The organism is Larkinella sp. VNQ87 (assembly GCF_049445795.1).
Lineage (GTDB): Bacteria > Bacteroidota > Bacteroidia > Cytophagales > Spirosomataceae > Larkinella.
Genome location: NZ_JBMSDT010000022.1, coordinates 37,818 through 63,537, shown reverse-complemented (window position 1 = coordinate 63,537; position 25,720 = coordinate 37,818). Strand labels below are relative to the sequence as shown.

The 25,720-nt window shown below is 52.8% G+C and carries 23 protein-coding genes; 8 read left to right on the top strand and 15 right to left on the bottom strand.

What is annotated here, in order from left to right:
• Positions 1-87: 87 nt before the first annotated feature.
• The 4 genes from ACO2Q8_RS27890 to ACO2Q8_RS27875 all read right to left on the bottom strand — a co-directional run bounded on the left by ACO2Q8_RS27890 (position 88) and on the right by ACO2Q8_RS27875 (position 2,582).
• Positions 88-528, bottom strand: coding sequence for a barstar family protein (locus tag ACO2Q8_RS27890; RefSeq protein ID WP_423348186.1), 441 nt, complete (start codon positions 526-528; stop codon positions 88-90).
• Between the two features lie 33 nt (positions 529-561).
• The gene (locus ACO2Q8_RS27885; protein ID WP_423348185.1) at positions 562-858 is read right to left on the bottom strand and encodes a muconolactone Delta-isomerase family protein; all 297 of its coding nucleotides are present in this window, start codon (positions 856-858) and stop codon (positions 562-564) included.
• 14 nt (positions 859-872) lie between these two features.
• Positions 873-1,538 carry an alpha/beta hydrolase gene (locus ACO2Q8_RS27880; protein ID WP_423348184.1) on the bottom strand — a complete coding sequence of 222 codons (666 nt, stop codon included), beginning with the start codon at positions 1,536-1,538 and terminating at the stop codon, positions 873-875.
• A 102-nt stretch (positions 1,539-1,640) separates the two neighbouring features.
• Positions 1,641-2,582, bottom strand: coding sequence for a ring-cleaving dioxygenase (locus tag ACO2Q8_RS27875; protein WP_423348183.1), 942 nt, complete (start codon positions 2,580-2,582; stop codon positions 1,641-1,643).
• Between the two features lie 330 nt (positions 2,583-2,912).
• Here ACO2Q8_RS27875 and ACO2Q8_RS27870 point away from each other — a divergent pair, with 330 nt between their 5' ends.
• Positions 2,913-5,294, top strand: coding sequence for a TonB-dependent receptor (locus ACO2Q8_RS27870; RefSeq protein WP_423348182.1), 2,382 nt, complete (start codon positions 2,913-2,915; stop codon positions 5,292-5,294).
• 30 nt (positions 5,295-5,324) lie between these two features.
• On the opposite strand, the gene ACO2Q8_RS27865 is transcribed toward ACO2Q8_RS27870, so the two are convergent.
• Genes ACO2Q8_RS27865 through ACO2Q8_RS27855 form a run of 3 tightly spaced genes read right to left on the bottom strand, consistent with a single transcriptional unit; the run spans position 5,325 to position 6,909 of the window.
• Positions 5,325-5,519 (bottom strand): DUF2283 domain-containing protein, encoded by a 195-nt coding sequence (locus tag ACO2Q8_RS27865; RefSeq protein WP_423348181.1) that lies wholly within the window; start codon positions 5,517-5,519, stop codon positions 5,325-5,327.
• Between the two features lie 10 nt (positions 5,520-5,529).
• Positions 5,530-5,763 (bottom strand): DUF4258 domain-containing protein, encoded by a 234-nt coding sequence (locus tag ACO2Q8_RS27860; RefSeq protein WP_423348193.1) that lies wholly within the window; start codon positions 5,761-5,763, stop codon positions 5,530-5,532.
• Positions 5,764-5,766: 3 nt separating this feature from the next.
• Entirely contained in the window at positions 5,767-6,909 is a 1,143-nt protein-coding gene (locus tag ACO2Q8_RS27855) for a cystathionine gamma-synthase (RefSeq protein ID WP_423348180.1), read from the bottom strand.
• Positions 6,910-6,975: 66 nt separating this feature from the next.
• On the opposite strand from ACO2Q8_RS27855, the gene ACO2Q8_RS27850 reads away from it, so the two are divergent.
• On the top strand, positions 6,976-7,653 hold the full coding sequence (locus ACO2Q8_RS27850) for a TVP38/TMEM64 family protein (protein WP_423348179.1): 678 nt from the start codon (positions 6,976-6,978) through the stop codon (positions 7,651-7,653).
• On the opposite strand, the gene ACO2Q8_RS27845 is transcribed toward ACO2Q8_RS27850, so the two are convergent.
• The 3 genes from ACO2Q8_RS27845 to ACO2Q8_RS27835 all read right to left on the bottom strand — a co-directional run bounded on the left by ACO2Q8_RS27845 (position 7,650) and on the right by ACO2Q8_RS27835 (position 10,525).
• A complete protein-coding gene (locus tag ACO2Q8_RS27845) occupies positions 7,650-8,408 on the bottom strand; it encodes an alpha/beta hydrolase (protein WP_423348178.1) in 759 nt (252 codons plus the stop codon). The two genes, ACO2Q8_RS27850 and ACO2Q8_RS27845, sit on opposite strands and share 4 nt — an antisense overlap.
• A gap of 61 nt (positions 8,409-8,469) precedes the next feature.
• A protein-coding gene (gene prfB, locus ACO2Q8_RS27840; RefSeq protein ID WP_423348177.1) for a peptide chain release factor 2 occupies positions 8,470-9,547 on the bottom strand; the annotation gives its coding sequence in 2 pieces (ribosomal slippage) (positions 8,470-9,486 and positions 9,488-9,547; 1,077 coding nt in all).
• Between the two features lie 132 nt (positions 9,548-9,679).
• Positions 9,680-10,525 (bottom strand): hypothetical protein, encoded by an 846-nt coding sequence (locus ACO2Q8_RS27835; RefSeq protein ID WP_423348176.1) that lies wholly within the window; start codon positions 10,523-10,525, stop codon positions 9,680-9,682.
• A gap of 210 nt (positions 10,526-10,735) precedes the next feature.
• On the opposite strand from ACO2Q8_RS27835, the gene lpdA reads away from it, so the two are divergent.
• Both lpdA and ACO2Q8_RS27825 read left to right on the top strand, forming a co-directional pair.
• Positions 10,736-12,136 carry a dihydrolipoyl dehydrogenase gene (gene lpdA, locus ACO2Q8_RS27830; RefSeq protein ID WP_423348175.1) on the top strand — a complete coding sequence of 467 codons (1,401 nt, stop codon included), beginning with the start codon at positions 10,736-10,738 and terminating at the stop codon, positions 12,134-12,136.
• A gap of 204 nt (positions 12,137-12,340) precedes the next feature.
• A complete protein-coding gene (locus tag ACO2Q8_RS27825) occupies positions 12,341-14,026 on the top strand; it encodes a hypothetical protein (protein ID WP_423348174.1) in 1,686 nt (561 codons plus the stop codon).
• Positions 14,027-14,352: 326 nt separating this feature from the next.
• Here the strand turns inward: ACO2Q8_RS27825 and ACO2Q8_RS27820 are convergent, their stop codons facing one another.
• Positions 14,353-15,837 carry a cellulose synthase family protein gene (locus ACO2Q8_RS27820; protein ID WP_423348173.1) on the bottom strand — a complete coding sequence of 495 codons (1,485 nt, stop codon included), beginning with the start codon at positions 15,835-15,837 and terminating at the stop codon, positions 14,353-14,355.
• A gap of 80 nt (positions 15,838-15,917) precedes the next feature.
• On the opposite strand from ACO2Q8_RS27820, the gene ACO2Q8_RS27815 reads away from it, so the two are divergent.
• The gene (locus ACO2Q8_RS27815) at positions 15,918-16,712 is read left to right on the top strand and encodes a Rossmann-like and DUF2520 domain-containing protein (RefSeq protein ID WP_423348172.1); all 795 of its coding nucleotides are present in this window, start codon (positions 15,918-15,920) and stop codon (positions 16,710-16,712) included.
• Here ACO2Q8_RS27815 and ACO2Q8_RS27810 read toward each other — a convergent pair.
• Positions 16,709-17,914, bottom strand: a complete 1,206-nt coding sequence (locus ACO2Q8_RS27810) for an AGE family epimerase/isomerase (RefSeq protein ID WP_423348171.1) — start codon at positions 17,912-17,914, stop codon at positions 16,709-16,711. The two genes, ACO2Q8_RS27815 and ACO2Q8_RS27810, sit on opposite strands and share 4 nt — an antisense overlap.
• 195 nt (positions 17,915-18,109) lie before the next feature.
• On the opposite strand from ACO2Q8_RS27810, the gene ACO2Q8_RS27805 reads away from it, so the two are divergent.
• Entirely contained in the window at positions 18,110-18,664 is a 555-nt protein-coding gene (locus tag ACO2Q8_RS27805; protein ID WP_423348170.1) for a KdsC family phosphatase, read from the top strand.
• 12 nt (positions 18,665-18,676) lie between these two features.
• On the opposite strand, the gene ACO2Q8_RS27800 is transcribed toward ACO2Q8_RS27805, so the two are convergent.
• Together ACO2Q8_RS27800 and ettA are read right to left on the bottom strand one after the other, a co-directional pair.
• Positions 18,677-19,501 (bottom strand): aminotransferase class IV, encoded by an 825-nt coding sequence (locus ACO2Q8_RS27800; RefSeq protein ID WP_423348169.1) that lies wholly within the window; start codon positions 19,499-19,501, stop codon positions 18,677-18,679.
• Positions 19,502-19,616: 115 nt separating this feature from the next.
• Positions 19,617-21,284 carry an energy-dependent translational throttle protein EttA gene (ettA, locus tag ACO2Q8_RS27795; RefSeq protein ID WP_423348168.1) on the bottom strand — a complete coding sequence of 556 codons (1,668 nt, stop codon included), beginning with the start codon at positions 21,282-21,284 and terminating at the stop codon, positions 19,617-19,619.
• Positions 21,285-21,355: 71 nt separating this feature from the next.
• Here ettA and ACO2Q8_RS27790 point away from each other — a divergent pair, with 71 nt between their 5' ends.
• On the top strand, positions 21,356-22,726 hold the full coding sequence (locus ACO2Q8_RS27790) for a DUF349 domain-containing protein (protein ID WP_423348167.1): 1,371 nt from the start codon (positions 21,356-21,358) through the stop codon (positions 22,724-22,726).
• 84 nt (positions 22,727-22,810) lie between these two features.
• Here ACO2Q8_RS27790 and ACO2Q8_RS27785 read toward each other — a convergent pair whose 3' ends face one another.
• Positions 22,811-24,631: a glycosyltransferase gene (locus tag ACO2Q8_RS27785; RefSeq protein ID WP_423348166.1), complete on the bottom strand. Its 1,821-nt coding sequence runs from the start codon at positions 24,629-24,631 to the stop codon at positions 22,811-22,813.
• 180 nt (positions 24,632-24,811) lie between these two features.
• Between ACO2Q8_RS27785 and purU the strand changes: the two genes are divergently transcribed.
• On the top strand, positions 24,812-25,651 hold the full coding sequence (gene purU, locus ACO2Q8_RS27780) for a formyltetrahydrofolate deformylase (protein ID WP_423348165.1): 840 nt from the start codon (positions 24,812-24,814) through the stop codon (positions 25,649-25,651).
• Positions 25,652-25,720 lie beyond the last annotated feature (69 nt).

The window sequence follows — 25,720 nt, the reverse complement described above, 5'->3', positions numbered from 1 at the left end:
ATAAAATACCAAAAGCCGCAGGGACTATTTTCTCCATGCGGCATACAGCAACTCGTCAACCGCACAAAGGCGGTTTTGGTTGCAACATTAAATGGTGCGGTCGTAGGCAAACCCTTCCTGATCGAACAAGTCGGCCAGGGCATCATCGGGCTCAAACAGGATGACCAGTTGGCGGGGCGTGACGCCCTCTTCCTCCTCGTCGACCCATTTCCAGTCTTCGGCGGCTACGTCCAGAATATTCAATAATTCAACTTTCTTGGCTTCACTCTTTTCCTGCGACAAAAAAGCGGCTGAATGCGTGATGTACAGCGCGATTTTGTCCTCTTCCAGCCAGTCCAGATCGTTCAGTAATTCGTCGAGCGATTCGAGATTGTATTCGAACTCATCGTCGGGAAACCGGAGTTCTTGGGCGATTTGCTCATAAAACGCCTTCAACGTCTGCGCTTGCTGCCCGTCGATCCGGGCGATGCGAAAACCGGCATACGGTCTCAGGTCGGCGTCCGACGCAACGAATCTAAAATTTGCCATGAAGAATCGGGAAGATCATGCTGGCAAAAGTACTCAATTCAACGAAAACAAGGGCACGCGTAACGAAACGATATTATTGAACATCAGTTCCGTAATGGTCGGGTCCATGAAGTTGATCAGCGGAAATTCGGAAATGATTTCCATCGCTTCAAACTCCGTCTGGGCCTTCACCACACACCACAATTTCTGGCGGTCGAGCGACAGCGCGTACGTCAGCAGTTTGCCACTTTCCATCAATTCATTTACTTTCAACCGCTGGTGCGGAATTTTCACCGTAAATTCCTCGGTCATCTCGGCCGGGAGATCAAATTCTACCATAAACTGACTCATAGGACGTGGTAGGTTTACGTGTATAGTTCACGAATGGGTGCGCCGGACGTGGGCGAACCGGCAATCAACTGGTTAACAATCTTTAACTCATCTTCGTTGACGGAATGCGGAAAATTTGGATATAATTTCATCGTCACGCCCGCGCCCATCGCCCGAAATACGCCCTCCGACTCAATGACGCGCTCCTTCGGAATGTGCGGATCGATGTCGCTGCACCCCAGAAAAACCGGTGTTTCTTCCAGATCGCCTTCGTATAACCGGGGCGTTCCGGGTGGGCCGATGAGCCCGCCACTCAGGCCGAACACCCCGCCGTAGGGCATGGCATTGCGGGCTACAAATTCGAGCGCGAGACAGGCTCCCTGCGAAAAACCGAGCCAGAAGATCTGGGGCGGTTTGAAGTTATAGTCCGATTGCAGCCGCGCCCGGAGGCTGGTCAGCACCTGAAGCGCCGACGACAGATGCGGTTCGTTCTGCTCAAGCGGGCTCAGAAACGAATACGGATACCACGTTCCCTGGCTGGCCTGGGGCGCCACGAACGCAAATTCATCGTCTTCAATGTAATTCGACAGCGACAGAATATCGCGGGCCGAAGCGCCCCGGCCGTGCACCATGACCATCACGCGGGCGGCTTTTTCCAGCGGTTTTCCGGCCGTAAGGAAGTTATTAGGGTTGTGTATCATAGCGTTTTGGGGCATTGGGCATTGGGCATGGGGCAGAGGGTTGCTTCGCAGTATCAGAACGCGTCAGCCACCCTATGCCCTAAGCCCCATGCCCAATGCTACTTATTTCACCTCAATTTTCGGCAAAGCCGCTTCGATCCGGGCGCGCCGGGGTTCGTACCACTCCGGCAATTTAAGCGTTTTCCCCAATTCAGCAACCGGTTCATCGACGGCAAATCCCGGCGGGTTCGTGGCGACTTCAAACAAAATACCGCCCGGTTCGCGGAAATAAATGCTGTGGAAATAGTTGCGGTCCTGAACGGGCGTCACCTGATAACCGGCTTCGAGCAGTTGGTGCTGCAACGTGATTTGCGTTTCGTCGGTATCCGTCGAGAACGCCACGTGGTGGACCGAACCGCCCCCCTGATGCCCCCGGATGTCGTTCGGCGAATGCTTCACATCAACGTAATTGCCCGAACCGCCTTTTCCGGCCTGAAACCGGAACAACCCGGCTTCTTCCGATACCAACGTATGACCGAGGGATTCGGTTATTAATTTTACCGTATCGTCCACCTTAAACTCGTTCAGCGTGACAGTGTGGAACCCTTTAACGGCGTGTTCGACGGGAATAAAACCGTTCGACCAGCCCGGCCGTTGGTCGTTGTCGTGGGCGACCAGCTCGATGCCCATGCCGTCGAAATCGTCAAACCGCAAATAGGTTTCGTTAAACCGTTGGTACGGGCCGGAGAAGGGAATGTTGAATTCCTGCAAGCGGTTGGTCCAGTAATTCAGCGAAGCCGCCGGAACCGAAAACGAGGTGTAGGTCAATTGTCCCCCACCCTTCCGGCCGCGCGGAATGCCTTTGCCGTACGGAAAGAACGTCAGGATGCTCCCCGGCGAACCGGTTTCATCCCCGTAATATAAGTGATAGACATCCGGCGCATCGAAATTTATGGTTTTTTTTACCAGCCGTAATCCCAGAATGTGGGTGTAAAAATCGACATTACCTTGGGCATCACCGGCCAGGGCCGTTACATGGTGCAATCCATTGACGAGCGTTTCCATCGTGAGAGTCAGTTTATGAATTTTTTTAAATGTCATTACATTTAATGTATATACATTTAATTTTTCGATTAAGTTCATCGGCGTTGAATATTTTCGAAGAGATGCGGTTTTGTGAGCGTAGACGCATTACCTTTGCACCGCTAATCTTACATAAGGGGTGCCTTAAAACAACGGGCTGAGATTATACCCATTGAACCTGCACCGGATAATGCCGGCGAAGGGAACGCAACGTACCCACGGACTAAAGTCCGTGAGTTGCACGATGTTAACGAATCATAAAAATCAAAAAGATAGGTCGGCCCCTTGCCTATTGTAAACTTTTCATGCCTGATGAAAAAGATTACAGCCTATCTGATCGCCGTAATCGGCATTTTTTTGGTTTCCTGCCTGCCCGTCTGGGCGCAATTTTCGCTCTCCGGAACCGTCAACGATGCCGACGGCGGTGTGCTGCCGGGCGCGGCTATCACCCTCGAAGGGACGTACAAAGGCACCTTTGCCGATGCCAGCGGGGCCTTCCGGCTGACTAATCTTAAACCGGGTACTCTGCACCTGCGCGTTTCGTTGCTCGGATACGAACCGGTTTTACAAACTGTCGAACTAACAAAGGACCAGCAGCTTACGGTGTCACTGACCAAAACCGCCGTGGTGGTCGATGAGGTGGTCGTGAGTGCGACGCGGGCTAACCAGAAGTCGGCCATTGCCTATACCGACGTTTCGGCCCGAGAGCTAACCAAGCAGAATCTGGGGCAGGATATTCCATTGCTGCTCAACTTTACGCCCTCGCTGGTGACGACTTCGGACGCGGGCGCAGGTGTTGGTTACACCGGTTTTCGGATTCGGGGCTCGGACGCGACGCGGATCAACGTGACGGTCAACGGAATACCGTACAATGACGCCGAATCGCAGGGAACGTTTTGGGTCAATATGCCGGATATTGCTTCGTCGGTCAGCAGCATTCAGATTCAGCGGGGTGTCGGTACTTCGACTAATGGAGCGGGCGCTTTCGGAGCCTCGGTGAACGTACAAACCAACAGCTTCGAGAAGAATCCGTACGGCGAAGCGGACGTTTCCGGCGGCTCGTTCAATACGCTGAAAACCACCGTAAGAGCCGGTTCCGGCTTGCTCAATAATCATTTTGTGGTCGACGCCCGGCTTTCCCGCATTATTTCCGATGGCTACATCGACCGGGCGTCGTCGAACCTGAAGTCGTTTTATGTCTCGGGCGGCTGGTACGGTAAAAAGAGTTTCGTCCGGCTGAACGTCTTTTCGGGAACCGAACGGACCTACCAGGCCTGGAATGGTGTGCCGGAAAATTTGCTGAAAACCAACCGGACGTACAACTCCTACACCTACGATAACGAAGTCGATAATTACCAGCAGGATCATTATCAACTGATTAGCTCGCACGAATTGAGCCGAAACTGGCGGCTGAATGCCTCGCTGCACTACACCCAGGGCCGGGGGTATTACGAACAATACCGAGAAAACGATGATCTAGCTGACTACGGATTACCTCCGGTGGTGATTCGCGATTCGACGATCGCTCAAACCGACCTGATTCGTCGTCGTTGGTTGGACAATGATTTCTACGGGGCGGTTTTTTCGCTGGACTACAACAGTTTCGGCAAGCTGACGGCCAACATCGGCGGGGGTTGGAACCAATACAAGGGCAAACATTACGGCGAAGTGATCTGGGCCCGGTTTGCCAGCTCAAGCACCATCCGGCAACGGTATTACGACAATGACGCGACCAAAACCGACTTTAACCTCTACGGAAAAGCGTATTACCAGTTTACACCGAAATTCAATGCCTACGTCGATTTGCAGGTTCGAACAGTCGGCTATTCCTTCCTGGGCTTCGATAACCAGCTCCGGAATGTGCAGCAGGACGACAACCTGACCTTTTTTAACCCGAAAGCCGGAATTACCTACGCGCTGAACGACCGCAGCAGTGTGTATGCGTCGTACGGCGTCGGCCACCGCGAGCCGAATCGGAACGATTACACCCAATCGACACCCGCCAGCCGCCCGAAAGCCGAAACCCTGAACGATTGGGAAGCGGGTTACAAGCTGCAAACCCAACGGCTCGCGTTTTCGGCCAACGTCTATTACATGAAGTACAAAAACGAGCTGGTCCTGACGGGCCAGATCAACGATGTAGGTGCTTACAATCGCGTGAATATTCCGAGCAGTTACCGCGCCGGGATTGAACTCGAAGCCGGAACAGTGCTGGCGAAAAACCTGCGCTGGAATGTCAACGCGACCTTCAGCCAGAACAAAGTAAAATTGTTTACCGAATTTCTGGACAATTACGACACCGGTGAGCAACAAATCAACCGCTACACGAACACCGACATCGCCTTTGCGCCCAACACCATTTTGGGCTCTCAGTTGCTGTACACGCCGTGGAAAGGGCTGGAAATCGGGTTGTTATCGAAATACGTCGGGAAGCAGTACCTGGACAATACATCCAACGAAAACCGGAAGTTGGACGCCTATTTTGTCAACGACCTGCGGTTTATCTATACCGTCAAGCCCAAAGGCATGAACGAAATCGCGTTTTCGCTGCTGCTGAACAATTTCCTGAACGAACTTTACGAATCGAACGGCTACACGTTCAGTTACATTTCGGAAAGCAAAACCGTTACCGAGAATTTTTACTATCCCCAAGCCGGGTTTAATTTTCTGGCTGGCATTCGGGTACGGTTTTAGTAAAAAAGGCTGGCAGCAAGCCAGCCTTTTTTATGCCATTTCTATTTCAACTTTAGTCGGGTTAATTTGGGTTGTTGAAGCGTTCAAGACCTCGATGCCTACTAAAGTCCCTGTTTCTGAGTAATCTAGAATAAAACCCGGTTTTTCTTCGTCGCTTTCCGCTACGGATTCATCGCTCAAACGGATGTAAAGTATATCGGGTTCCTTATCATATTTTACTTTCATAAGTATTTGTTCAGTTTAGAAGTTCGATATACCGTTTTAACCAAGTTCGGCGTCTTTTCGGAGTTAACAAAAATTCTGATAAGATATTTTTACCATTCTGAACGACAACAGCTTGATAAATCACCTGTCCAATTCCATCCGAAATAATTTTATCTGGGCTCATCAGAACTTCATTAACACTTTCTACAGATATGCCGCGTAGGTGCATTTGCTCAACGGCATGACGAGATAACTCAAATTCCAGGTGTTATTTCCCAATCGCCTGCGCTAAATCCGCGATCAAATCGTCAACATCCTCAACGCCAACGCTCAGGCGGATCAGCGTGTCTTTCAATCCGTTCTTTTCGCGTTCGGCTTTCGGAATGCTGGCGTGGGTCATCGAAGCCGGGTGCGTACAGAGCGACTCCACCCCGCCCAGCGATTCGCCGAGCGAGAAGACCTGAAAGCTTTCCATCACCCGCACGGCTTCCGGCAGCGAGTCTCCGTGCAGTTCGAACGACACCATGCCGCCAAAACCGCGCATCTGTCGCTTGGCCAGTTCGTGCTGCGGGTGGTTTTCCAGACCCGGGTAATTCACCCGGCTGACCTTGGAATGCTGACTCAGGTAGTGAGCAATTTTGAGGGCATTTTCGCAGTGACGCTGCATCCGGAGATGAAGCGTTTTGATGCCCCGCAAGACTAGAAAGCAATCCTGCGGTCCCGGCACGGCCCCGCAGGCATTCTGAATAAATGCCAATCGCTGCGCCATGTCGTCGTCGTTCAGCACAATCGCGCCCATAACCGTATCCGAGTGACCGCCGAGGTATTTCGTGACGGAATGCAGCACGATGTCGGCGCCCAGATCGAGCGGATTTTGCAGATACGGCGATGCAAACGTGTTGTCGACAGCAAGCAGCACATTTTTGACTTTCGTGATGGCGGCAATGGCCTGAATATCCACAATCCGGAGCAGCGGGTTCGTGGGCGTTTCAATCCAGACCATTTTGGTTGCGGGCGTGATGGCTGTTTCCAGCGCCGACGGATCCTCCAACCCGATAAACTTGAATTTCAGGCCGAATTCCTGAAAAACCCGGACCATAATCCGGTACGTGCCGCCGTACAGATCGCTGCTGGCAATGATCTCATCGCCGGGCTTAAACAGCTTCAGAATGGCGTCGGTTGCGGCCAGGCCGGATGCGTAACAAATACCATGTTTGCCGTTTTCGAGCGCAGCGAGGTTGTTTTGCAAAACCGTTCGGGTCGGGTTTTGCGTCCGGGCGTACTCATAGCCCTTGTGCTTCCCCGGCGATTCCTGCACGTAGGTCGAGGTTTGGTAAATGGGCGTCATGATGGCTCCCGTGGTGGGGTCCGGTTCAACGCCGGCGTGGATGGCTTTCGTGGCGAATTTCATTCCCGAATGTAACACGGTTTTAGAAATCGTGCCAGACCTTGTTAGGAAATGGGGTAAATTTGCCGCGTGAAAAGTACCCCATTCAATACCTTATCCGGTCCGGCGTTGGCGGGCCTTGCCCTGTCAGTGGCTCCCGTTCTGTTCAGTTCAGTGCTGACCTACCTGACGCTGGCCTACGAACCGCTCATTGCCCAATTCAACGCCTGGGAATGGCTGGGCCTGACGATCGTTTGTTGTATTACCTCCGCATTTGCACTCACCCCGCCGACCTTCCTGGCGCTCATTTTTGGCTATTTTCTGGGCTGGAATGCGTTGCTGCCGCTGTTTGCGCTCAACATGATCTGCATTCTGTTGGTCAACCGGATCGTAACCTGGTTCGATCAGGACCGGTTTGTGCGGTTTATCGAGCAAAACCCCAAAGCCCGGAATGTGCTTGAACGCATTCGGGATCAGGAATTGAAAGTAATTTTTTACACCAAACTATCGCCGGTTTTGCCCTTTGCCGTGACGAATCTGGTGTTTGCGCTGTCGGGAGCACAGTTGCGGAATATTCTGCTGGGCGGTTTTCTGGGCATGATTCCGCGAACGCTGCTAGCGGTTTGGACGGCCCAGCAGGGTAAAGAAATCCGGACGCTGATCGAAAATCCCAATTCAGGGAGCTGGACCCAGATCGCCATCGGCGTGTTGTTGCTGGCCTCAGTCGCGGGCTTGTTTTCTGTTCTGAACCGGTCAGTAAACCGTTAAAGCCGCCGGGCGACTTTTTCAATCAGCCGGTTGTGTCCGGTTTTCAGCACCGTCAGGTCATACGTGTGCAGGCGGTTTATCAAAGGATTGAGGTAGGAAGTGGGCAACACCTGATCAAAGTGGCCGGTGAAAAACCGGATGCGGATCGGTTTTTCGTTAAAAACGTCGCTCAGATGTCGGTGATTGAAGCTGAGCTTCCGGAAATAAATCCAGGAGTTGTAAACCATTTCTCGATGCTCGGCGGTGACCAGCATGTTTTCGGCAAAACGCAGCACACTGCGGTTGATCAGGCCAATAGCGATAAAAAACTGCCCGAATCGGTGTAACAGCGGCAGGTGTTTCAGAAAATAACGAAACAATCCTCGCCCGAAACCGCTGCCGGTAGCCAGCGTATACCACGGGCTGATGGTGATGCCGTCGGGCGCGACCAGCATCAGTTCGTCAACCTGGTCCGCGAACGCTTCGGCCGTTGCCAGCGCAAACCGGCCGCCCATGCTGAAGCCCAGGACGGCAAAGCGTTCAAGCTGATGTTGACGTAAAAAAGACTGGATGATTTCCTGGAAAACCGGTTTGGTTAATACCTCGCCGGGAGCTTGGACGGGCGGTTTTCCGTGAAAAAACAGATCAAAGGCGTAAACGGTATAGCGTCCGGACAAGGCCTGTGCCAGCGATTCAAAAACCCGGTGATCCTGACCGATGCCGTGAAACGCCAGTAAAGGAACGGGGCCGTCGGACAGTTTGAAAACCGGGAGCATAGCCAAACATACAAGAAACAGTTGTCCCCGGCAAGTGGTCAACCGCCGGGGACAAAAACCGTTAATCCTGCATCAGTAGATACGACTTGATAAAACCGTCCAGATCGCCGTTCAAGACCGCGTCGGTGTTCGAAGTCTGAAAACCGGTTCGGTGGTCCTTCACCCGCCGGTCGTCGAGCACGTAACTCCGGATTTGCGAGCCCCACTCAATTTTCTTTTTGCTGGCTTCTACTTCGGCCCGGGCCGCGTTGCGCTTTTCAACCTCGATCTGGTACAGCTTCGATTTCAACAGACGCATCGCCACTTCCTTGTTCTGCAACTGGCTCCGCTCCTGCTGACATTCGATAATCAGGCCCGACGGTTTGTGGCGCAGCCGCACGGCGGTTTCCACCTTGTTGACGTTCTGACCACCCGCGCCCCCCGACCGAAACGTATCCCACTCAATATCAGCCGGATTGACCTCAATTTCAATCGAATCATCGATCAGTGGGTACGCGTAAACGGACGCGAACGAGGTGTGTCGCCGGGCGTTGGCATCAAACGGCGAAACCCGCACGAGCCGGTGAACGCCGTTTTCCGACTTCAGAAAACCGTAAGCCAGCGGTCCATCCACTTCCAGCGTGGCCGACTTGATGCCCGCACCGTCGCCGGGCTGGTAATCCACCTGTTTGACTTTGTAGCCGTGCTTTTCCGACCACATCAAATACATCCGGTAGAGCATGTCGGCCCAATCCTGGCTTTCGGTGCCACCCGCGCCGGAGTTGATTTCCAGCACCGCACTGAGTTGGTCTTCTTCATTGCTGAGCATTTTTTTCAGCTCCAGGTCATCCAGGGCCGCTTTTACTTTTTCGCCTTCGGCATCGATTTCCTCTTCCGAAACGTCACCAGCTTCGTAAAATTCGTACAGCGTTTCGAGGTCACCGAGCAGCGAAGCCACGTGTTCATAGCCAGTGGTCCAGCCTTTCAGGGCGCGGACCTGCTTCATGGTTTTTTCGGCTCCTTCGGCGTCCTGCCAGAACTCGGGCTGGGCGGTTCGGTCTTCTAAATCAGCGAGTTGTTCTTTCTTGCTATCGTAGTCAAAGATACCCCCTCAGGGCCTCTACTCTGGCCCTCACGTCCTTTAATTGGTCGGTCGTCATAATGCGTGAAACAATGATTTATGGTAAAATTTCTGATAATCAGCCCGCAAAGATACGGTTTTGCAAACGGCTATCCGAATGCAACAAAAAAAGCGGATGGATTCATCCGCTCTACAATTTTATAGAAACCGGTTACGCGCCCTTTTGTTGGACGTCAAGAACCAGCGTAAGCGGAACGTCCAGTAGCTCGGCGATTTGCTCAATGGATAGTAAATTTTTTCGAAGGGCGGAGAGAATTAAATGGCGTTGAGCCCGGGTTTCGCCAATTTTAACGCCATTTTCCATTCCTTCCCGAACCCCTTCTTTGATTCCTTCTTCACGGCCTTTGATATAGAGCCGGTCGATGGTGATGTCGAATCCGTGTGCCATGGTTTCTGCTTCTTCTGTAACGATTGATTGAAAATTACGGAGTTGTGACAAAATTTCCAACTGACGAATGAATTTGCCTAACTGCAAATGGTCGGGTGCCAGCCGGTGCAGTTTCTGTAATATTTCGCCAATAACTTCCCGCGGTTTTTCGCGTTGAAAATCGGCCAAAACCGTTAAAATCAACTCTTCCGGCTGATTGGTGTTTAGAAATTGTAGGTACGGAATTTCACTCAGATTGATGAGCGTATAGCTGTAGCGCACCGTTCCGATGTTTAATTGAACGGGCATTTTGGCGTGGCCATCCCCGATGTAAAAAACGTATTGCCGAACCAATAGTTTGTACTTCCGCAACGTCATGGCGGCATATTCCAGCATCCGGTATATCATGTCCGGCGTATCGGTGGTCTGAATCTCGACGTGCAGGATGTACGGTTCCTGGTCAGGGTCAACCACCTTTTTCAGAAAATCCGGAATCCGCTCGACGGTTCGCTGCAGTTTTTCGGGCAGATTTTCGATGTGAACGGGATTCAGACCGACGGTCTTGCGAACCAGCGGGAGAACAATTCCGGCCAGGTTTTCCCGAAAGATCTTGTCGTAATCCTGCGCCATACCAACACGGTTTTTGTCCTTAGACGGAGAATGGCTTGCAAAGTCATCCCGGAAACCGACAGGATCGAAAGCGCCACGGTCGAACAGACGTAGGGAAATCAACTTTTCAAACTAACTTTGCGTTCCCCTGATGGAGTAGACTCGGGCTTGTCCGAACGTGGGAATGTCCGAGCGGTTTAGTCTTCCTATTTTTATTAACATTCCTCAACTATGGCATCACAATATGATGTAATTGTTCTCGGCAGCGGCCCCGGAGGCTACGTTGCTGCTATTCGCGCGTCGCAACTGGGTTTCAAAACCGCCGTTGTTGAACGTGAAAGTCTGGGTGGAATCTGCCTGAACTGGGGTTGCATTCCGACCAAGGCCCTGCTGAAAAGCGCCCAGGTTTTTGAATACATCAAACATTCGGAGAATTACGGAATTACCATCAGCGGTGAAGCCAAGCCCGATTTCGGATCGGTGATCAAGCGCAGCCGGGGCGTGGCCGACTCCATGAGCAAGGGGGTCACGTTTCTGATGAAAAAGAATAAAATCGATGTGCTGCTCGGCAACGGGAAAGTAAAACCGGGTAAGAAAATCGATGTAACCGATAAAGACGGTAAAACCACCGAATACGAAGCCAAACACATTATCATTGCGACTGGCGGCCGCGCCCGCGAACTGCCCGCCGTGCCCATCGACGGCCAAAAAGTAATTGAATACCGCAAGGCCATGTCGCTGGAAAAACAACCCGAGTCGATGCTTGTGATTGGTTCCGGGGCCATCGGCGTCGAGTTTGCTTACGTCTATGCTTCGATGGGTACGAAAGTGACCATCGTGGAGTTTCTGCCGCGTATTGTACCCGTTGAAGACGAGGAAATCTCGAAAGAACTCGCCAAGCAGTACAAGAAACTGGGCGTCGATATTTACACGAACTCCGAAGTAACGAAGGTCGATACGAGCGGCAAAGGCGCGAAGGTGTTCGTTAAGACGCCGGACGGTGAGAAAACGTTCGACGTGGATGTCGTACTGTCGGCGGCCGGGGTGGTTGCCAACATCGAAAACATCGGACTGGAAGAAACCGGCATCAAAACTGAGCGGGGTAAAATTGTTACCGACGATTTCTACCGCACGAACGTCGACGGTTATTACGCCATCGGCGACTGCACGAAAGGCCAGGCGCTGGCGCACGTGGCATCGGCGGAAGGCATTATTTGCGTGGAGAAAATCGCCGGGCTGGATCACGTCGAGCCGATGAACTACAACAACATTCCGGGTTGTACGTACTGCACGCCCGAAATCGCGTCGGTGGGCTACACGGAAGCAGCCGCGAAGGAAGCTGGTTACGACATTCTGGTGGGCAAGTTCCCGCTGTCGGCTTCGGGGAAAGCCAAAGCCGCCGGAGCACCGGAAGGCTTTGTAAAAGTCATTTTCGACAAAAAATACGGCGAGTGGCTCGGCGCGCACCTGATCGGTTACAACGTGACGGAAATCATTGCCGAAGTTGTTGCGGCCCGCCGACTCGAAACGACCGGTCACGAAATCCTGAAAGCCGTTCACCCCCACCCCACCATTTCCGAATCTATCAAAGATGCGACGGAAGCGGCTTACGGCGAAGCCATTCACCTCTAACTCAGTCGCCTACTTACTACCGGAAACCCGCAGCGAGCCAACTCCTGCGGGTTTTCTGTTTACGGTTCAATCGGTAAAATGTGCAGTTGAGAAGGCTGAATTTCCGGTTGCTGACCAGTGGGCTTTCGGTCCGAAGGTCGTGTAGCTACTTTTGAACCGTGGTTTTCAAGACCACCTGCGAACAACAACTACTGACTGAACCTCATGAAAAAACCAGTACTGCTCTGGTTGGCTGCTACGTTTTGCGTGGCCGCCAATGCCCAGGATTCCATGACCGGCCCCCTGGCCGGCGTATCGGCACAACTCCAGCCCGTCAAAACCGGCAACGCCCAGTTTGTCCAGAAGCTGGAAGCCGCCCAGCCGAACTACCGCGCGACGTTTTCGGTCACCAAAACCAGTGACAAAGGCAAAGGCGATGAAAACACGTACTTTCTGAACTTGTCGGACCTGGACGTATCGACAGTGACGTACAAGGTCGAACGGGATGTGATCGCCGTGCTGGCCGATACCAAGCAACACCGCAAATTTGTCCGCTACAGCGAGAACGGCGAGCTCAAGAGCCTGACCGACCGTGTAAAGCTCTACGCCGACAACCCGGATATTGCCAAGGCGCTGGTCGAATCGCTGAAGAAAGTGATTCTGGCGGCCGAAAAAGCGTACAAACCGACGCGAACCCCGGAAACATTCGACGAATTGCGGCAGTGGCTGAAAACCAACATCGGCAACGAAGCCATCGGTTCTGACAAATACGAACAGGCCCTGACGTTCGACTACGACAACCCGTTGCGGGCGGTTTTTCGGCGGAGCGAAGTGGGCGCGAAAGGATCGGCTTCGTCGGAAACGTTCTCGTTTAACCTCGGCGACCTGGGCCTGGAGGGTCTGCAAATCGAAGCGAAAGGCAAGCGATTGGAACTGTCGCTGGTGGTTCAGCAGAAACAAAAGCTAATGGGTTACGCGAAAAACGGCAAGCTGGATAATGTCGTGCAGTCGTTCGAAATCATCAGCGGAGATCCCGACAAGGTCCGGGACATTGCAGCCGCCTGGCGTAAACTGATCCCGCTGGCGATCAGGCAACTCGAATCGCGGAAGCCGGCGTTTGCCAACATGGCGGGGGCGCAGAAATACCTGGAATCGAGTGTGACCCCGGCCAAAACGAACGACCGGACCATCGAGCAAACGCTGAAACCGGACTGCATCTGTACGTACACCCGGCGGGAAACCTACAACAAAAACAACACGGAGGAGGTCTACGAATTCAACCTGGCCGATCTGGCCGAGAAGGGCGCCAAACTTGGTGTCGACAAAGAACTATATACGATCGAACTCAAAACCCGCGACAACCGCCGGTTTATTGGCTACACCAAAAACGGGGTTCGGCAGAGCTTCGTCTCCGAAATCGAGCTGGCGGCCGATAACCTGGAGAATGTTCGGTATATGTCGCAGGCGTTTGAGAAAGCCGTTCAGGCCTGTGCGCAGTCCCGGAAAAGCCCGGTGCCGACTGGTAGCCAGCAGGCGCGGCTCGACTGGATCAAAGAGCAACTGCCGAAAGATCTGGGCGAAAAAGAACCGTTTTCGTATGCCCTGGCCGCTGACAACGGCACCTGCGATCTGAAACTGACCGTAGCACAGGGTGGCAAGAAAGTGTCAGAACTCGTTTATGATCTGGCCTTAAAAGACCTCAATGCCGACGCGACCCAGTTTGATGTCGATGGTCGGAACGTGTACGTCAGTCTGGTGACTAAAGGCAAGGAAAAGCTGGTCAAAACCTACAAAGACGGCAAGCCTTCCGACTACGTCCACACCGTGAAAATTCAGGTTGATGATATCGAAAAAGGCCGTTACGTGGCCGAAGCCTTCCGGCAACTAATCCGAAATTGTGTCTCAAATTAAGTAAGTCAGGTTTATACGTCTTAACCCGCAGGGCTCCTGATAGCGCTGCGGGTTTTTGCTTTTGAGGAAGGAAAATGTACCCTTGAAAACCGCCGGCCGCTGTCAGCGGTCGAATACCCTGACAGTGGTACAGACAAGTGCTTGTACATCTAACAGTGTTAGGTGGGGAAACTCCTTCTGGGCCTTCTTTTCAAACGCAAATGACTTTAATTAACCAGTAAGTGCCTACTAAACAGCAATAACTTTTACGAACAATCTGATTCTCAGTAAAAAGTTAAAAGCCTAACATCGTTAGATGTGCAAACATGCGACTATTGACTAGCCTATCACCGGTTCATAAACCGGGCGTGAAAGAGACTGTAAATAAAAACCAGCCCAAAACCGATGGCCAGCATGACGTGAAAAACCAGCATGTTGTACTGGTGAAAATAAAACCCCAAACCAATGCCGAACAGAAAATACAGCATTAGCAAGCCTTCCGTAAACGTTAGCCAGTTGATGGCCGGATTCAGGTCCAGGTGGAGGTATTTGTTAGCCCGCCAGGTTTTATCGCCGGTTTTGACGTTGAACTTGGGCGTTCGGATAAAGGGCGTTTTACGGCCAATAAACCCCTCCACCACCGCAATCGTGTTGTGCAGCGACAAGCCCATCATCAGGGACGAATACATCGGAAAATAAAGCCCCAACTGTTCGAGTTTGCCCCGGCGATCGAGCCAGAACGGGATGCCGTAAAAGAGCAACAGGATGATCAGGTTGAACTGAAAAAAACCGAGCAGGTAGAAAACCGACTGGTATTCGGGGTGACGGATTCGAATGTATAAAACCGGCACGCTCAGAACACCCAGCAAAAACACCAGAATAAACGTGGAACTACTGAGCAGATGGAAAAACGCGTGCACTTTAATCCGGAACGGAATTTGCGGAGCCACAATGACCTTGACCATTAATTTCCGGGCGCATTCAGCAGCCCCTTTCATCCAGCGATATTGCTGCGATTTGAGCGCATTCATCGCTACGGGCAATTCGGACGGGGAGCCAATGTCTTCGCGGTAGACGAATTGCCAGCCTTTTAACTGGGCGCGGTAACTTAAATCTAAATCTTCCGTCAACGTATCGCTGCTCCAACTTCCGGCGTCGAGAATCGCCGTTTTGCGCCAGACGCCTGCCGTGCCGTTGAAGTTCATGAAATAACCATCGGCATTCCGCCCGCCCTGTTCGATGAAGAAATGCGCGTTGAGCCCGAAAGCCTGAAGCTGCGTCAGGACCGAATAATCTTCGTTCAGGTGCGTCCAACGGGTTTGCACGATCCCGATTTTCGGGTTTTCGAAATGCGGGACGGTTTTGAGCAAAAAATCCGGTTCCGGCATAAAATCCGCGTCGAAAATGGCGATGAACTCTCCTTTGGCCCGTTCCAACCCGTAAGCCAGTGCCCCGGCTTTGAAATCCTTGCGCTCGGGTCGGCGAATGTGCTGAATGTCCAGCCCCTGCCGCTGGTATTCGGCCACTTTTTCGGCAATAATGCCCACGGTCTCGTCCGTTGAGTCGTCGAGCACCTGAATTTCAAGTCTGGTTCGGGGGTACTTCAGTTGGACTACGGCGTCGATAAGCCGGGCAGCTACGTAAAGTTCATTGTAAATAGGAAGCTGAACAGTAACGGGCGGGGCATCGGGCTGGTTTTCCGTGTATTGCCGAAAGGTGGCAGGCCGTCGCTTTGATTTCAGGTAACTGATAATTAAGCTTAATTGTCCGCAATTGTAGGCAAACAACAACAGCAGAACAAAACTGTACATCGCTAAAACGAACGCTTCCATGGTCTGTTTCTCCCCTCACATAACTCCGGAAAAACCGCCCGACCTGTTTTTTGTTTGCTGCGGAGAAATATCTTTATCGCATGAAACTATCCTTCATTGGAGCCGGAAATCTGGCCTGGCATCTGGCAATGGCGTTCGAAAACGCCGGGCATTACATCTGCGAAGTGTACAGCCGCACCCCCCAACACGCCGGGCAACTGATTTCGATGCTGTACGATGCCCGGCCGAGTCCGGACCTGAATTTTGCCGAAAGTGAAGCGGAATTGTTCGTGCTGGCGATTCCTGACGATGCGATTGATGAGGTAACGGCCCAACTGGTATTGCCCGAAAACGCGATGGTAGTGCACACCTCGGGCAGCAAATCGCTGGAAAGTCTGCGCCGGTTGATGGATATTTACAGCGACGTACCGGTTCGGACGGGTGTGTTTTACCCGCTGCAAACGTTCAGCAAAGGTATCAAACCGCTCAGTTTCGACATCATTCCGCTGTGCATTGAAGCCAGCGATCCCGAAACCGAAACGGAATTGGTAGCGTTGGGCCAGAGCATGAGTCAGATTGTGTACCTCGTCAACTCGCACGAACGGAAGGTCCTGCACGTGGCTGCGGTTTTTGCCTGCAACTTCACGAATTACCTGCTCGGACTGGCAAAAGACCTGACCGATGCCGAAGATCTGGAGTTTGATCTGTTGCGGCCGTTGATCGAAGAAACCGTGCAGAAAGCGCTGGATGCCGAGCACCCCGCCCTGGTGCAAACCGGCCCGGCCCGGCGTGGCGATTTGAATACGCTGCGTCTGCACCAGTCTTATTTGTCAGACAAGCCGACCTTGCTGCAAGTCTACCGATTGCTATCCGACGGCATCCAGCAGCGGAGTTAAAACCGGGTCAGCCGCGTTTCCGGGCGGTTTCTAGCCGTCAGGGCCGCAATTTGCTCCAGCGCCCGCCAGGTTTCGTGCAGTCCTTTGATGAGGTGATAACAGCCCTTTTCCGGACTGGCTTTACTGGTGGAAACCGGCTTGCCTTTCCGGTCGAGTACGCCGAACCATTCTTTATTTGTTTTGTCCGGGAAATGCTCCCAGGTGTAGTCGTGGACTTTCCGATACCATTTCAAACAATCGTTCTGCCGGGTATGGATGTAGCCCCGGGAAAAAACCGCCAGGGCTTCCGAGTGTACCCACCACAGCTTGCGATCCCATTCGCTGTAGATGCTGGGCCGCTCCTTTAAATCCGAATACTGAAAAAAACCGCCAGCCCCCTCGTCCCAGCCAATCTCGGCCAGATGCAGTGCCATCTGAACCGCCTGCTGTGTCAGCCGCCGGTTGCCGGTCATCTCGGCCGCATCGAGCAGGTAACTGGCCGTTTCGAAACCGTAACCGCTGTGCAACCGCCGACCGGCCGCGCTATCGCAGAACGAACCGCCCGGCAACGTATGTTCCCGCAAAACCGTAATGCGTTTGTCGAAAAATTCGCTCTGAATCTCACTCAACACCGCATCGTAAGCCTGTTTATACAAATCCGGGTCGAGTAACGAACGGGTTTCGAGTAAGGCTTTAAGCAACAACATCGGTTCGCGGAGTGACTTTAAGACTCGAAAACCGCCCAATTGCGCTTCCCATTCTTCGCGCTGCTGCTGGCGGTCGGCCAGGATGGTTTCGACGGTTTCCTGCACGATCAGCCCGAGTTCGTCGTCCTGCGTGGCGCGGTGTAGTTGGGCCAACGCCATCGCAGCCGCGCAGGCCGGTTCGAGGGTTTGGGCTGGAGCCACCGGACGCCCGCGCCGGTCGACCACGCCCAGCCAACGGCCTTCCTGCTGGCCGTGTTGCCGCAGAAAATCGGCACCGTGCTGTGCCAGTTCGAGCCAGGCCGGAATGGCATCCACCTGATTATACAAAAACGCAAACGCCCAAATTTGCTGGGCCTGAAGCAAGATGACTTTGTCGGTATCGAACGGTTCGCCCTGTTCGGTCAGGGCATTGTAATACCCTCCGCAAACCGTGTCGCGGCTGTGTTGCGTCCAGAAAGGGATAATGGTTCGGAAAAGGCTCTCCTGATACTGCGCAGCCAGCTTACTAAAATCCATTGAAATCGGCACTCGTTTGGCTTCCCGAAACTATAAGAAAATCGGAGCAAATGGAAATTAAACCGCCTGAACGCGTATTTTCGCGCTGATAGGAACACGGATTGGACGGATTTAACAGATCAAAACTGATTTATCCGTTAAAATCCGTTTCATCCGTTCGATCCGTGTTCCTATCCCCGATTTAACCCGATTACCATGACGGCCTTACAGGAACGATTCAAACAGATTACCACCTTCATTTTCGACGTCGATGGCGTCATGACCGACGGCAGCGTGAACGCCCTCGAATCGGGTGAGCAATTTCGGACGTTCAACATCCGCGACGGCTACGCCATTGAGCGGGCAGTCCATTCGGGCTACCGGGTGGCGGTTTTGTCGGCGGGCAGTCAGGTGGGCGTCCGGAAGCGGCTGGAATTTCTGAAGATCAAGGATATTTTCATGGGTGGCCCCACCGAGCAGAAGATTCACGCGTACCTCGGTTTTCTGAACCGCGACCTGATCAACGAAAACGAAGTCCTCTACATGGGCGACGACATTCCGGATTTGCAGGTGCTTTCCCGCCCAAACCTGCTCAGCACCTGCCCCGCCGATGCCGCCGACGAGATCAAGGCGGTCTGCGACTACATTTCGCCGGTGCCGGGGGGCCGGGGCGCGGTGCGGGATGTGATCGAGCAGGTCATGAAAGCGCAGGGCAAGTGGCTGTCGTGGCTGACGAAAGACGAGCCGTTCAAGCTGCACAACGAAAGGTGAAAACCGGTTTTTCTACCAGTTTCCAATCAACTCGTTAAACTGATCGAGCAAAAACTGGGTGCGTTTGCCCGGTTTTCCGTCGCCGATGGTCAAATCGCCAACCTGGACGATGGGCAGCACTTTCTTGGTCGAACTGGTCGTAAAGGCTTCGTCAGCGTCGTAAAGGTCGGAAAGCATCACGCGCCCCTCTTCTACCGTAAAATCGTTCTGAGCCAGGTGCATGACGGTCCGGCGGGTGATGCCGTGCAGGATGTGCCGGTTGGGCGTGATGAGCCGGTCGCCTTTAAAAATAAAGAAGTTACTACGGCTCAATTCACTGATTTCCCCCTTTTTTTGGTACAACACGTCCGACGCCCGCGCCGACCGGATGGCCTGCGCCAGCAGAATGACTCGTTTGTAGTCCGTACTTTTCACTTCGGCCATTTCGCGAACGTATTCATCCAGAATCACCTTAATGCCTTCTTCATACTGGCTCGGCGGGGTGGGGTGAATCTCTTCGGCCATGATTAGCAGGTTCGGGTTCACGACGCTGATGCTGTCGGGGCTGTAGCCGCCGGTCATCACAAACCGGACGGCAATGTCGGGCTGTCGGCTTTTCGTGACCAACTCCATCACCACACGGTAGGCTTCTTCCTTGTTGATCGGAACCGGCAGGTGCATTTTGGCCGCCGAATTGGCAAACCGTTCCCAATACCAGTCCCACTGAAAAGGCCGACCGTTGTACGTCCGGAAATAATCGAAAAGCCCGAAGCCGCGCAGCAGGCCGAGGTCCGTCACGCCGAACGCAATCTGTTCGACGGGCAGGATGGAGCCGTTGAAATAGCCGTACATAAGCATCCAATTTCTGAACCTGGATGACACGGATTAAAAGATTCACTGGGATTGCTGCCGCAATCTTTTATTTTAGATCCGAGTTAATCCCTTAATCCGTGTAATCCCAGTTCAGGACGGTTTAAACGAGTTTTTTATACTTAATTCGCTTCGGCGTGGCATCGGTGCCGAGCCGCTTCCGGCGGTTTTCTTCGTATTCGGAGAAGTTGCCTTCAAACCAGTAGACCTGCGAATCGCCTTCAAACGCCAGGATGTGCGTGGCGACGCGGTCGAGGAACCAGCGGTCGTGGCTGATGACCACGGCGCAACCCGCAAAGTTTTCCAAGCCTTCTTCCAACGCCCGCAAAGTGTTCACGTCCAGATCGTTGGTCGGCTCATCGAGCAGCAACAAATTGGCGCCTTCTTTGAGCATCATCGCCAGGTGAACGCGGTTGCGCTCCCCGCCCGAGAGGTTGGCGATTTTCTTTTCCTGATCCGAACCGGTAAAATTAAACCGGCTGACGTACGCCCGGGCGTTGGCCTGCTTCCCGCCGAGCATGATCCACTCGTTGCCGCCCGAGATGGTTTCAAAAACCGTCTTATCGGGGTCCAGGCCGTCGTGTCCCTGGTCGACGTAGGCCCATTTCACGGTTTCACCCACGTCGAACGAGCCGGTTTGGGGTTGCTCCTTGCCCGTAATGAGTTTGAACAGCGTCGTTTTTCCGGCGCCGTTCGGTCCGATAATGCCGACAATACCGCCCTGCGGCAACTGAAAATTCAGGTGTTCGAACAGCAGCCGGTCGCCGAAGGCTTTGGCCACGTCGTGCGCTTCGATCACTTTCGAACCCAGACGCGGCCCGGCCGGAATGAAGATTTCCAGCTTTTCCTCTTTCTGGCGGTTGTCTTCGCTCAAGAGTTTTTCGTAAGCCCCCAACCGCGCTTTCGACTTGGCCTGACGGGCTTTCGGAGCCATCCGGACCCACTCCAGCTCGCGTTGCAGCGTCTTCTGGCGTTTCGATTCCTGCTTTTCTTCTTTGGCAAGCCGGTTTTGTTTCTGCTCCAGCCACGAGGAATAGTTACCTTTCCAGGGAATCCCTTCGCCCCGGTCCAGTTCCAGAATCCAGCCCGCTACGTTGTCCAGAAAATACCGGTCGTGCGTGACGGCAATAACCGTTCCGGCATACTGGCGGAGGTGTTCTTCCAACCACAAAACCGACTCGGCGTCGAGGTGGTTGGTCGGTTCGTCGAGTAGCAGCACGTCGGGTTGTTGCAGCAACAGGCGGCAGAGCGCGACCCGGCGTTTTTCACCCCCCGAGAGGTTGGCAACCTTCGCGTCGGAAGGTGGGCAACGGAGCGCGTCCATGGCTTTTTCGAGCCGGTTATCCAGTTCCCAGGCGTTGAGGTGATCGAGCTTTTCCTGCACCTCTCCCTGTCTGGCAATTAGCTTATCGAAGTCGGCATCGGGGTCGCCGAAGGCTTCGTTGATCTGGTCAAATTCTTTCAGCAAATCCACCGTCTCCTGTACGCCTTCTTCCACCACTTCCTTCACGGTTTTGGCCGGATCGAGTTGTGGTTCCTGCTCCAGCATGCCCACTGAATAACCTGGCGAGAACACAACCTCGCCCTGGTAGTTTTTGTCGATACCGGCAATGATGCGCAGGAGCGTCGATTTTCCGGAACCGTTTAAGCCCAAAACGCCGATTTTTGCGCCGTAAAAAAAGGAAAGGTAGATATTCTTTAGGATTTGTCGGTTCGGCGGAATAATTTTACTGACACCCGCCATGGAGAATATAATCGTTTCCTGACTCATTGGTTTGGTTACTGTTATAGGTGGCAAATATCAACAATTAAACCCATAGCTCAGTCTTAAAGAGTAAAATAATGGAACAAGCTCAATTGGTAGACGAATACGGTTACGTCAAAGACGGAAAGGTATTCTTATCGGGCTACCTCAGCTATCCGGACCGGCAAATCGGTGAAGTGAAACGCACAGAACAGGAAGCGCTCGATTATTTCAAAAACAGGTTTACGATTGCCGAAAATAAGGTAAACCAGCTAGAGCAGGAAGTTGAGGAAGCCCAGAACAAAGGGTCTTACCTGACCAAACTCGTTCAACTGCGGAAAAAATTACTGAGTTTCGATGCGATCGGCAACTTTATTCCGCTGCTGAATCGACTTGATGAGCAGGAGCAGATTCTGGTCGAGCTCATCCGCACCAACCAGCTCAAGAACCTGGAAATCAAGCAGGCCCTGCTGGCCGAAGCCGAGTCGATTGCGAGTAATTCGGACTGGAAAGAAACGGCCGAAAAACTTCAGGAGGTCAAGTTAAAATGGATTAAAACGGGGCCGGTCGATAAGGAACTTGATGCCAACATCGAAACCCGGTTTGCCGAAACGCTCGACGGGTTTTTCCAGCGTCGGCGTGAATTCTTTAATGAACAGAACAAGGTTATTCAGGAACGTCTGGATAAGTACGATAGCCTGATTGCTCAGGCCGAGCGCGCCGTCCGGACGATTTACGAAGCCGACCGGAGCCGCCCCTTCAAGCGCGACAACCTGGAAGGCGAAGCACTCGAACGGGCCAATATCGCCGAAGAGCGGTATATGAAAGTGTTGACGGAAGCCTATCACCTCATCCGGAACCTGAACAACGAATGGAAAGAGGTGGGCGAAGTACCGATCAAGAAGTCGGGCAAAATCCTGAAAAAATACCGCCGGGCCACCAAAACCATTTTCGACCGCTACAACCTGGCGCGGGGTATTCAGCCGAAAGTTCGGATCGACCCGCGCGTCGAACAGCAGATGAAAATGGCCGACGAAGCCGAAAAACTGGCGAAACAGTCGGACATTCCGGCAGCGGCTGAACGCGCCAAACAGTTACTGAACCAGTGGAAAGAGATCAAAATTCCGTTTAAACTTGTCGACAAAACCGTTTCGGACCGGTTCCGCTCGGCCTGCGACAAGATTTTTGAGTTGAATTACCTTGAACGCGTCATCATGCGCAAATATCCGGCTTTCGAGTTGAAAAGCCGCTCGGAGCAAATCCGGACCAAAGTTCGGGAACTCGAATACCTGGTTCGGCGCGAGAAAAGCGATCTGGCCATGTCGATGAGCAGCATGGATACGTCCGGCCGCAGCGGCAACGAGGAGATGGACAAGATGATGCTGAGCAAAATCAACACCCAAAAGCGGAAAATCGCAATGAAGGAACAGATACTGAACGAGTTCAACAAAGAACTGAATCAATACTGATTTTTAGAAGAAAGAGAAAAGACAAGAGACAATAGAAACCGTTCTGGAATCTATTGTCTCTTGTCTTTTTTCTTAACGTCTCTTTCACGGTTTCCGGCGTTTCAGGGCCAGGTCGTGGGCGGTATCATAGTAAGAGCGCAGGTTGGTCCAGTCGAACACTTCGGCGATGTTCTCGACGCGGTTTCGCTGGGTAATCCGGTCGCGCTGCGACAGGCGGACAAACCGGAACAGGATGTTCGCCAGTTGCTCAGCGGCTTCGTTGAAGGTCTGCGTTTTGCGGTTGACGACGTAAATACCCCGGTTTTCGTAATCCCGCATGATCTGCATGATAAAATCCCCAAAACCGGACAAATCGCTCGTGACGGTCGGAATACCCCGCACGACACATTCCAATGGCGTGTAACCCCAGGGTTCGTAGTAACTCGGGAAAACCCCCAGGTGACAGCCCCGGACAAACTGGCCGTAATCGAGGCCAAAAAGCGGGTTGGTCGACGCAATAAAATCCGGGTGATACACCACCTTGACGCGGTCGTAGGAGTTGTTCACCAGTTTAACCTGCCGGATAAACCGCACCATATCATCTTCGTTCACCAGGTCGTGCGTGACGAAGGGCGGTAGTTGCTTCGTTTTGAAGCTTTGGATGGTCCGCCGGAGCCGGAGCCGCCAGTATTCATCCACAAACTGGTTCAGGTCGGGCAGGTTGATGTCTTCGCCGGAGGCTGCGTTCAAAAAGAGTTTGTCACCGAGTTGATTTTCAATGGCTTTGCAAGTCTCCTGAATTTCGTCGAGCAGGGCGCGGCTGTGCAGCACGTCGGGGTTGATGGATTTGAACGGTTGCTTGGTGATCATGAACATCACCACGGTCATATCCATGTTGGCTTCCCGCATCTTCCAGTTTAGCCGGGCGAGGGCTTCGAGCGTCAGGTCGTAGCCTTTGTTGCTGAACTCAAACCGGCCGGATGTAAAGAAGTAAAGCGTTTTTTCCAGATCAAATGAATAGCTCTGGAAAAAGTGGCCCATGATGAACTCGTGAATCCGTTCCTTGTATTTGACGTGCAGGTTCTGGAATTCATGCACGGCCGTAAAACGCATGATGTTCAGGCCGTTCGGCAAGATCAGGTCCGGGACGCGCCCCAGAAAAACCTCACACTCCCGGGCGGTTACGTCGCTGACGGTCGTAAAGACGTGCGATTGCTGAGCAGCAAGCCGTTCAATCATCGCCTGGGCTTCGATGTTGTAGTGTTTGGCTTCCCGCTTCCAGTCGAAGAACGGCAGTTTGCCGTAAAAACCGGATTCGTTCATCGCCAGATACCGGCCCAGCATCGTCGCGTGGGTGGTAAAAACCGTCGCAACTTTGACGTTATCCCGGCGCAGGTCCGGCAAGCCACTGCTTGCCATCCATTCGTGGAAATGAACCGTAATGTCGATGTGCCGGGCACTGTCGGCGGCCAGTTCGGTCAGGAAGATCCGGATCATCTCGCCAAAGCCGACCACCTGATTGACCAGGTCCTCAACCCCCAGCGTCGAAATCCCGTGCCGTTCCCAAAGGCCGTATTTGACCTGATCGATGCCGGCGCCCAGGCTCTGGATGCCAAACAGCACCACGCGGGGTTTGCCGGTGATGAGCCAGTACCCATATTGTACTTCCAGACCGCGCGAGCGCATCAACTGAACCACGCGGCTGATTTCAGTACCGTCATCTTGCGTGATGGGTTCAAATTCGACGGCGGCCCGTTGCGGAAAGTACGGACCGAGCAGGATGTAGTCATTGTCCCACTTCTCAACCATCGAAGGGACTTTCGACCGAATAACCGTATAAATACCGCCTACCTGGTTACAAACTTCCCAGGCTATTTCAATAAGCAATTTTCGCTTCGTTCCAGCGAGCAGAGATTCCAATGCCATACGATTTGTTAGGGGTGGCTAGCCCACCTTTCCCGCCCGGTCCGGCGGTGTTCTTGCGGGTTGAAAGACAGCACTATAGTACTCAAAACAGAATACATAGTGTTCTATTCAGTCCGGGAAAGGCGATTCGCGCGGTGATTTTACTACATTTACAGTAACTTTCAAATTATCAATTCGTTCATGCCCGCCGAAAATCGTCATATTTTGTTAATGGACGGCCCCGACAGTACCGGCCTCATTCACCGCGTCACCGGCGTGCTGGCCCATCACCATCTGAACATCATCCGAAACAACGAATACGTCAGCCCCGATCGGCAGTTTTTCATGCGTACCGAATTCGAAGGTAGCTATGATTCAACGGTTTTGTCTGACAAATTACGGGAGACTTTACCGAGGGGCATCAATCTCCGTATTAATCCCAAAAAAAAGAAAAAAAGTATTGTTTTTGTTACAAAGGAGCATCATTGTTTAGCCGAATTGCTGATTCGTTACGCCTTCAATGAGCTGGATGCCGACATCCTGGCCGTAATCAGCAATTACAACACGCTCCAGCCCCTGGTGGGCAAGTTCGGCATTCCGTTTCATTACATCTCGCACGAACACATCACCCGCGAGGAACACGAGGAAGCCATTCTGCGGACGTTGTCTATTTATGAACCCGAGTACATTGTGCTGGCCAAGTACATGCGGGTTTTGACACCCGAATTTGTCAGAAATTTCCCGAACCGGATCGTGAACATTCACCACTCGTTTTTACCGGCGTTTATCGGAGCGAATCCCTACCGGCAGGCTTACGAGCGGGGCGTCAAGATCATCGGCGCAACGGCCCATTTTGTGAACAATGACCTGGATGAAGGACCGATTATCGCCCAAAATATCAAGGAGGTAGATCATCGTCACACGGCGGCCGATATGGCGACGGAAGGCAAGGATGTGGAAAAAATTGTGCTTTCACAGGCGCTGAAATTGGTCTTCAACGACCGCGTTTTTATTCATCAGAACCGGACCATCATTCTGTAAGGTTGAACAGTGGAGCATCGATGGGAGTTTTAGGTATGGCCGGTCATCCGCCGGTTTTGAACTGTTATC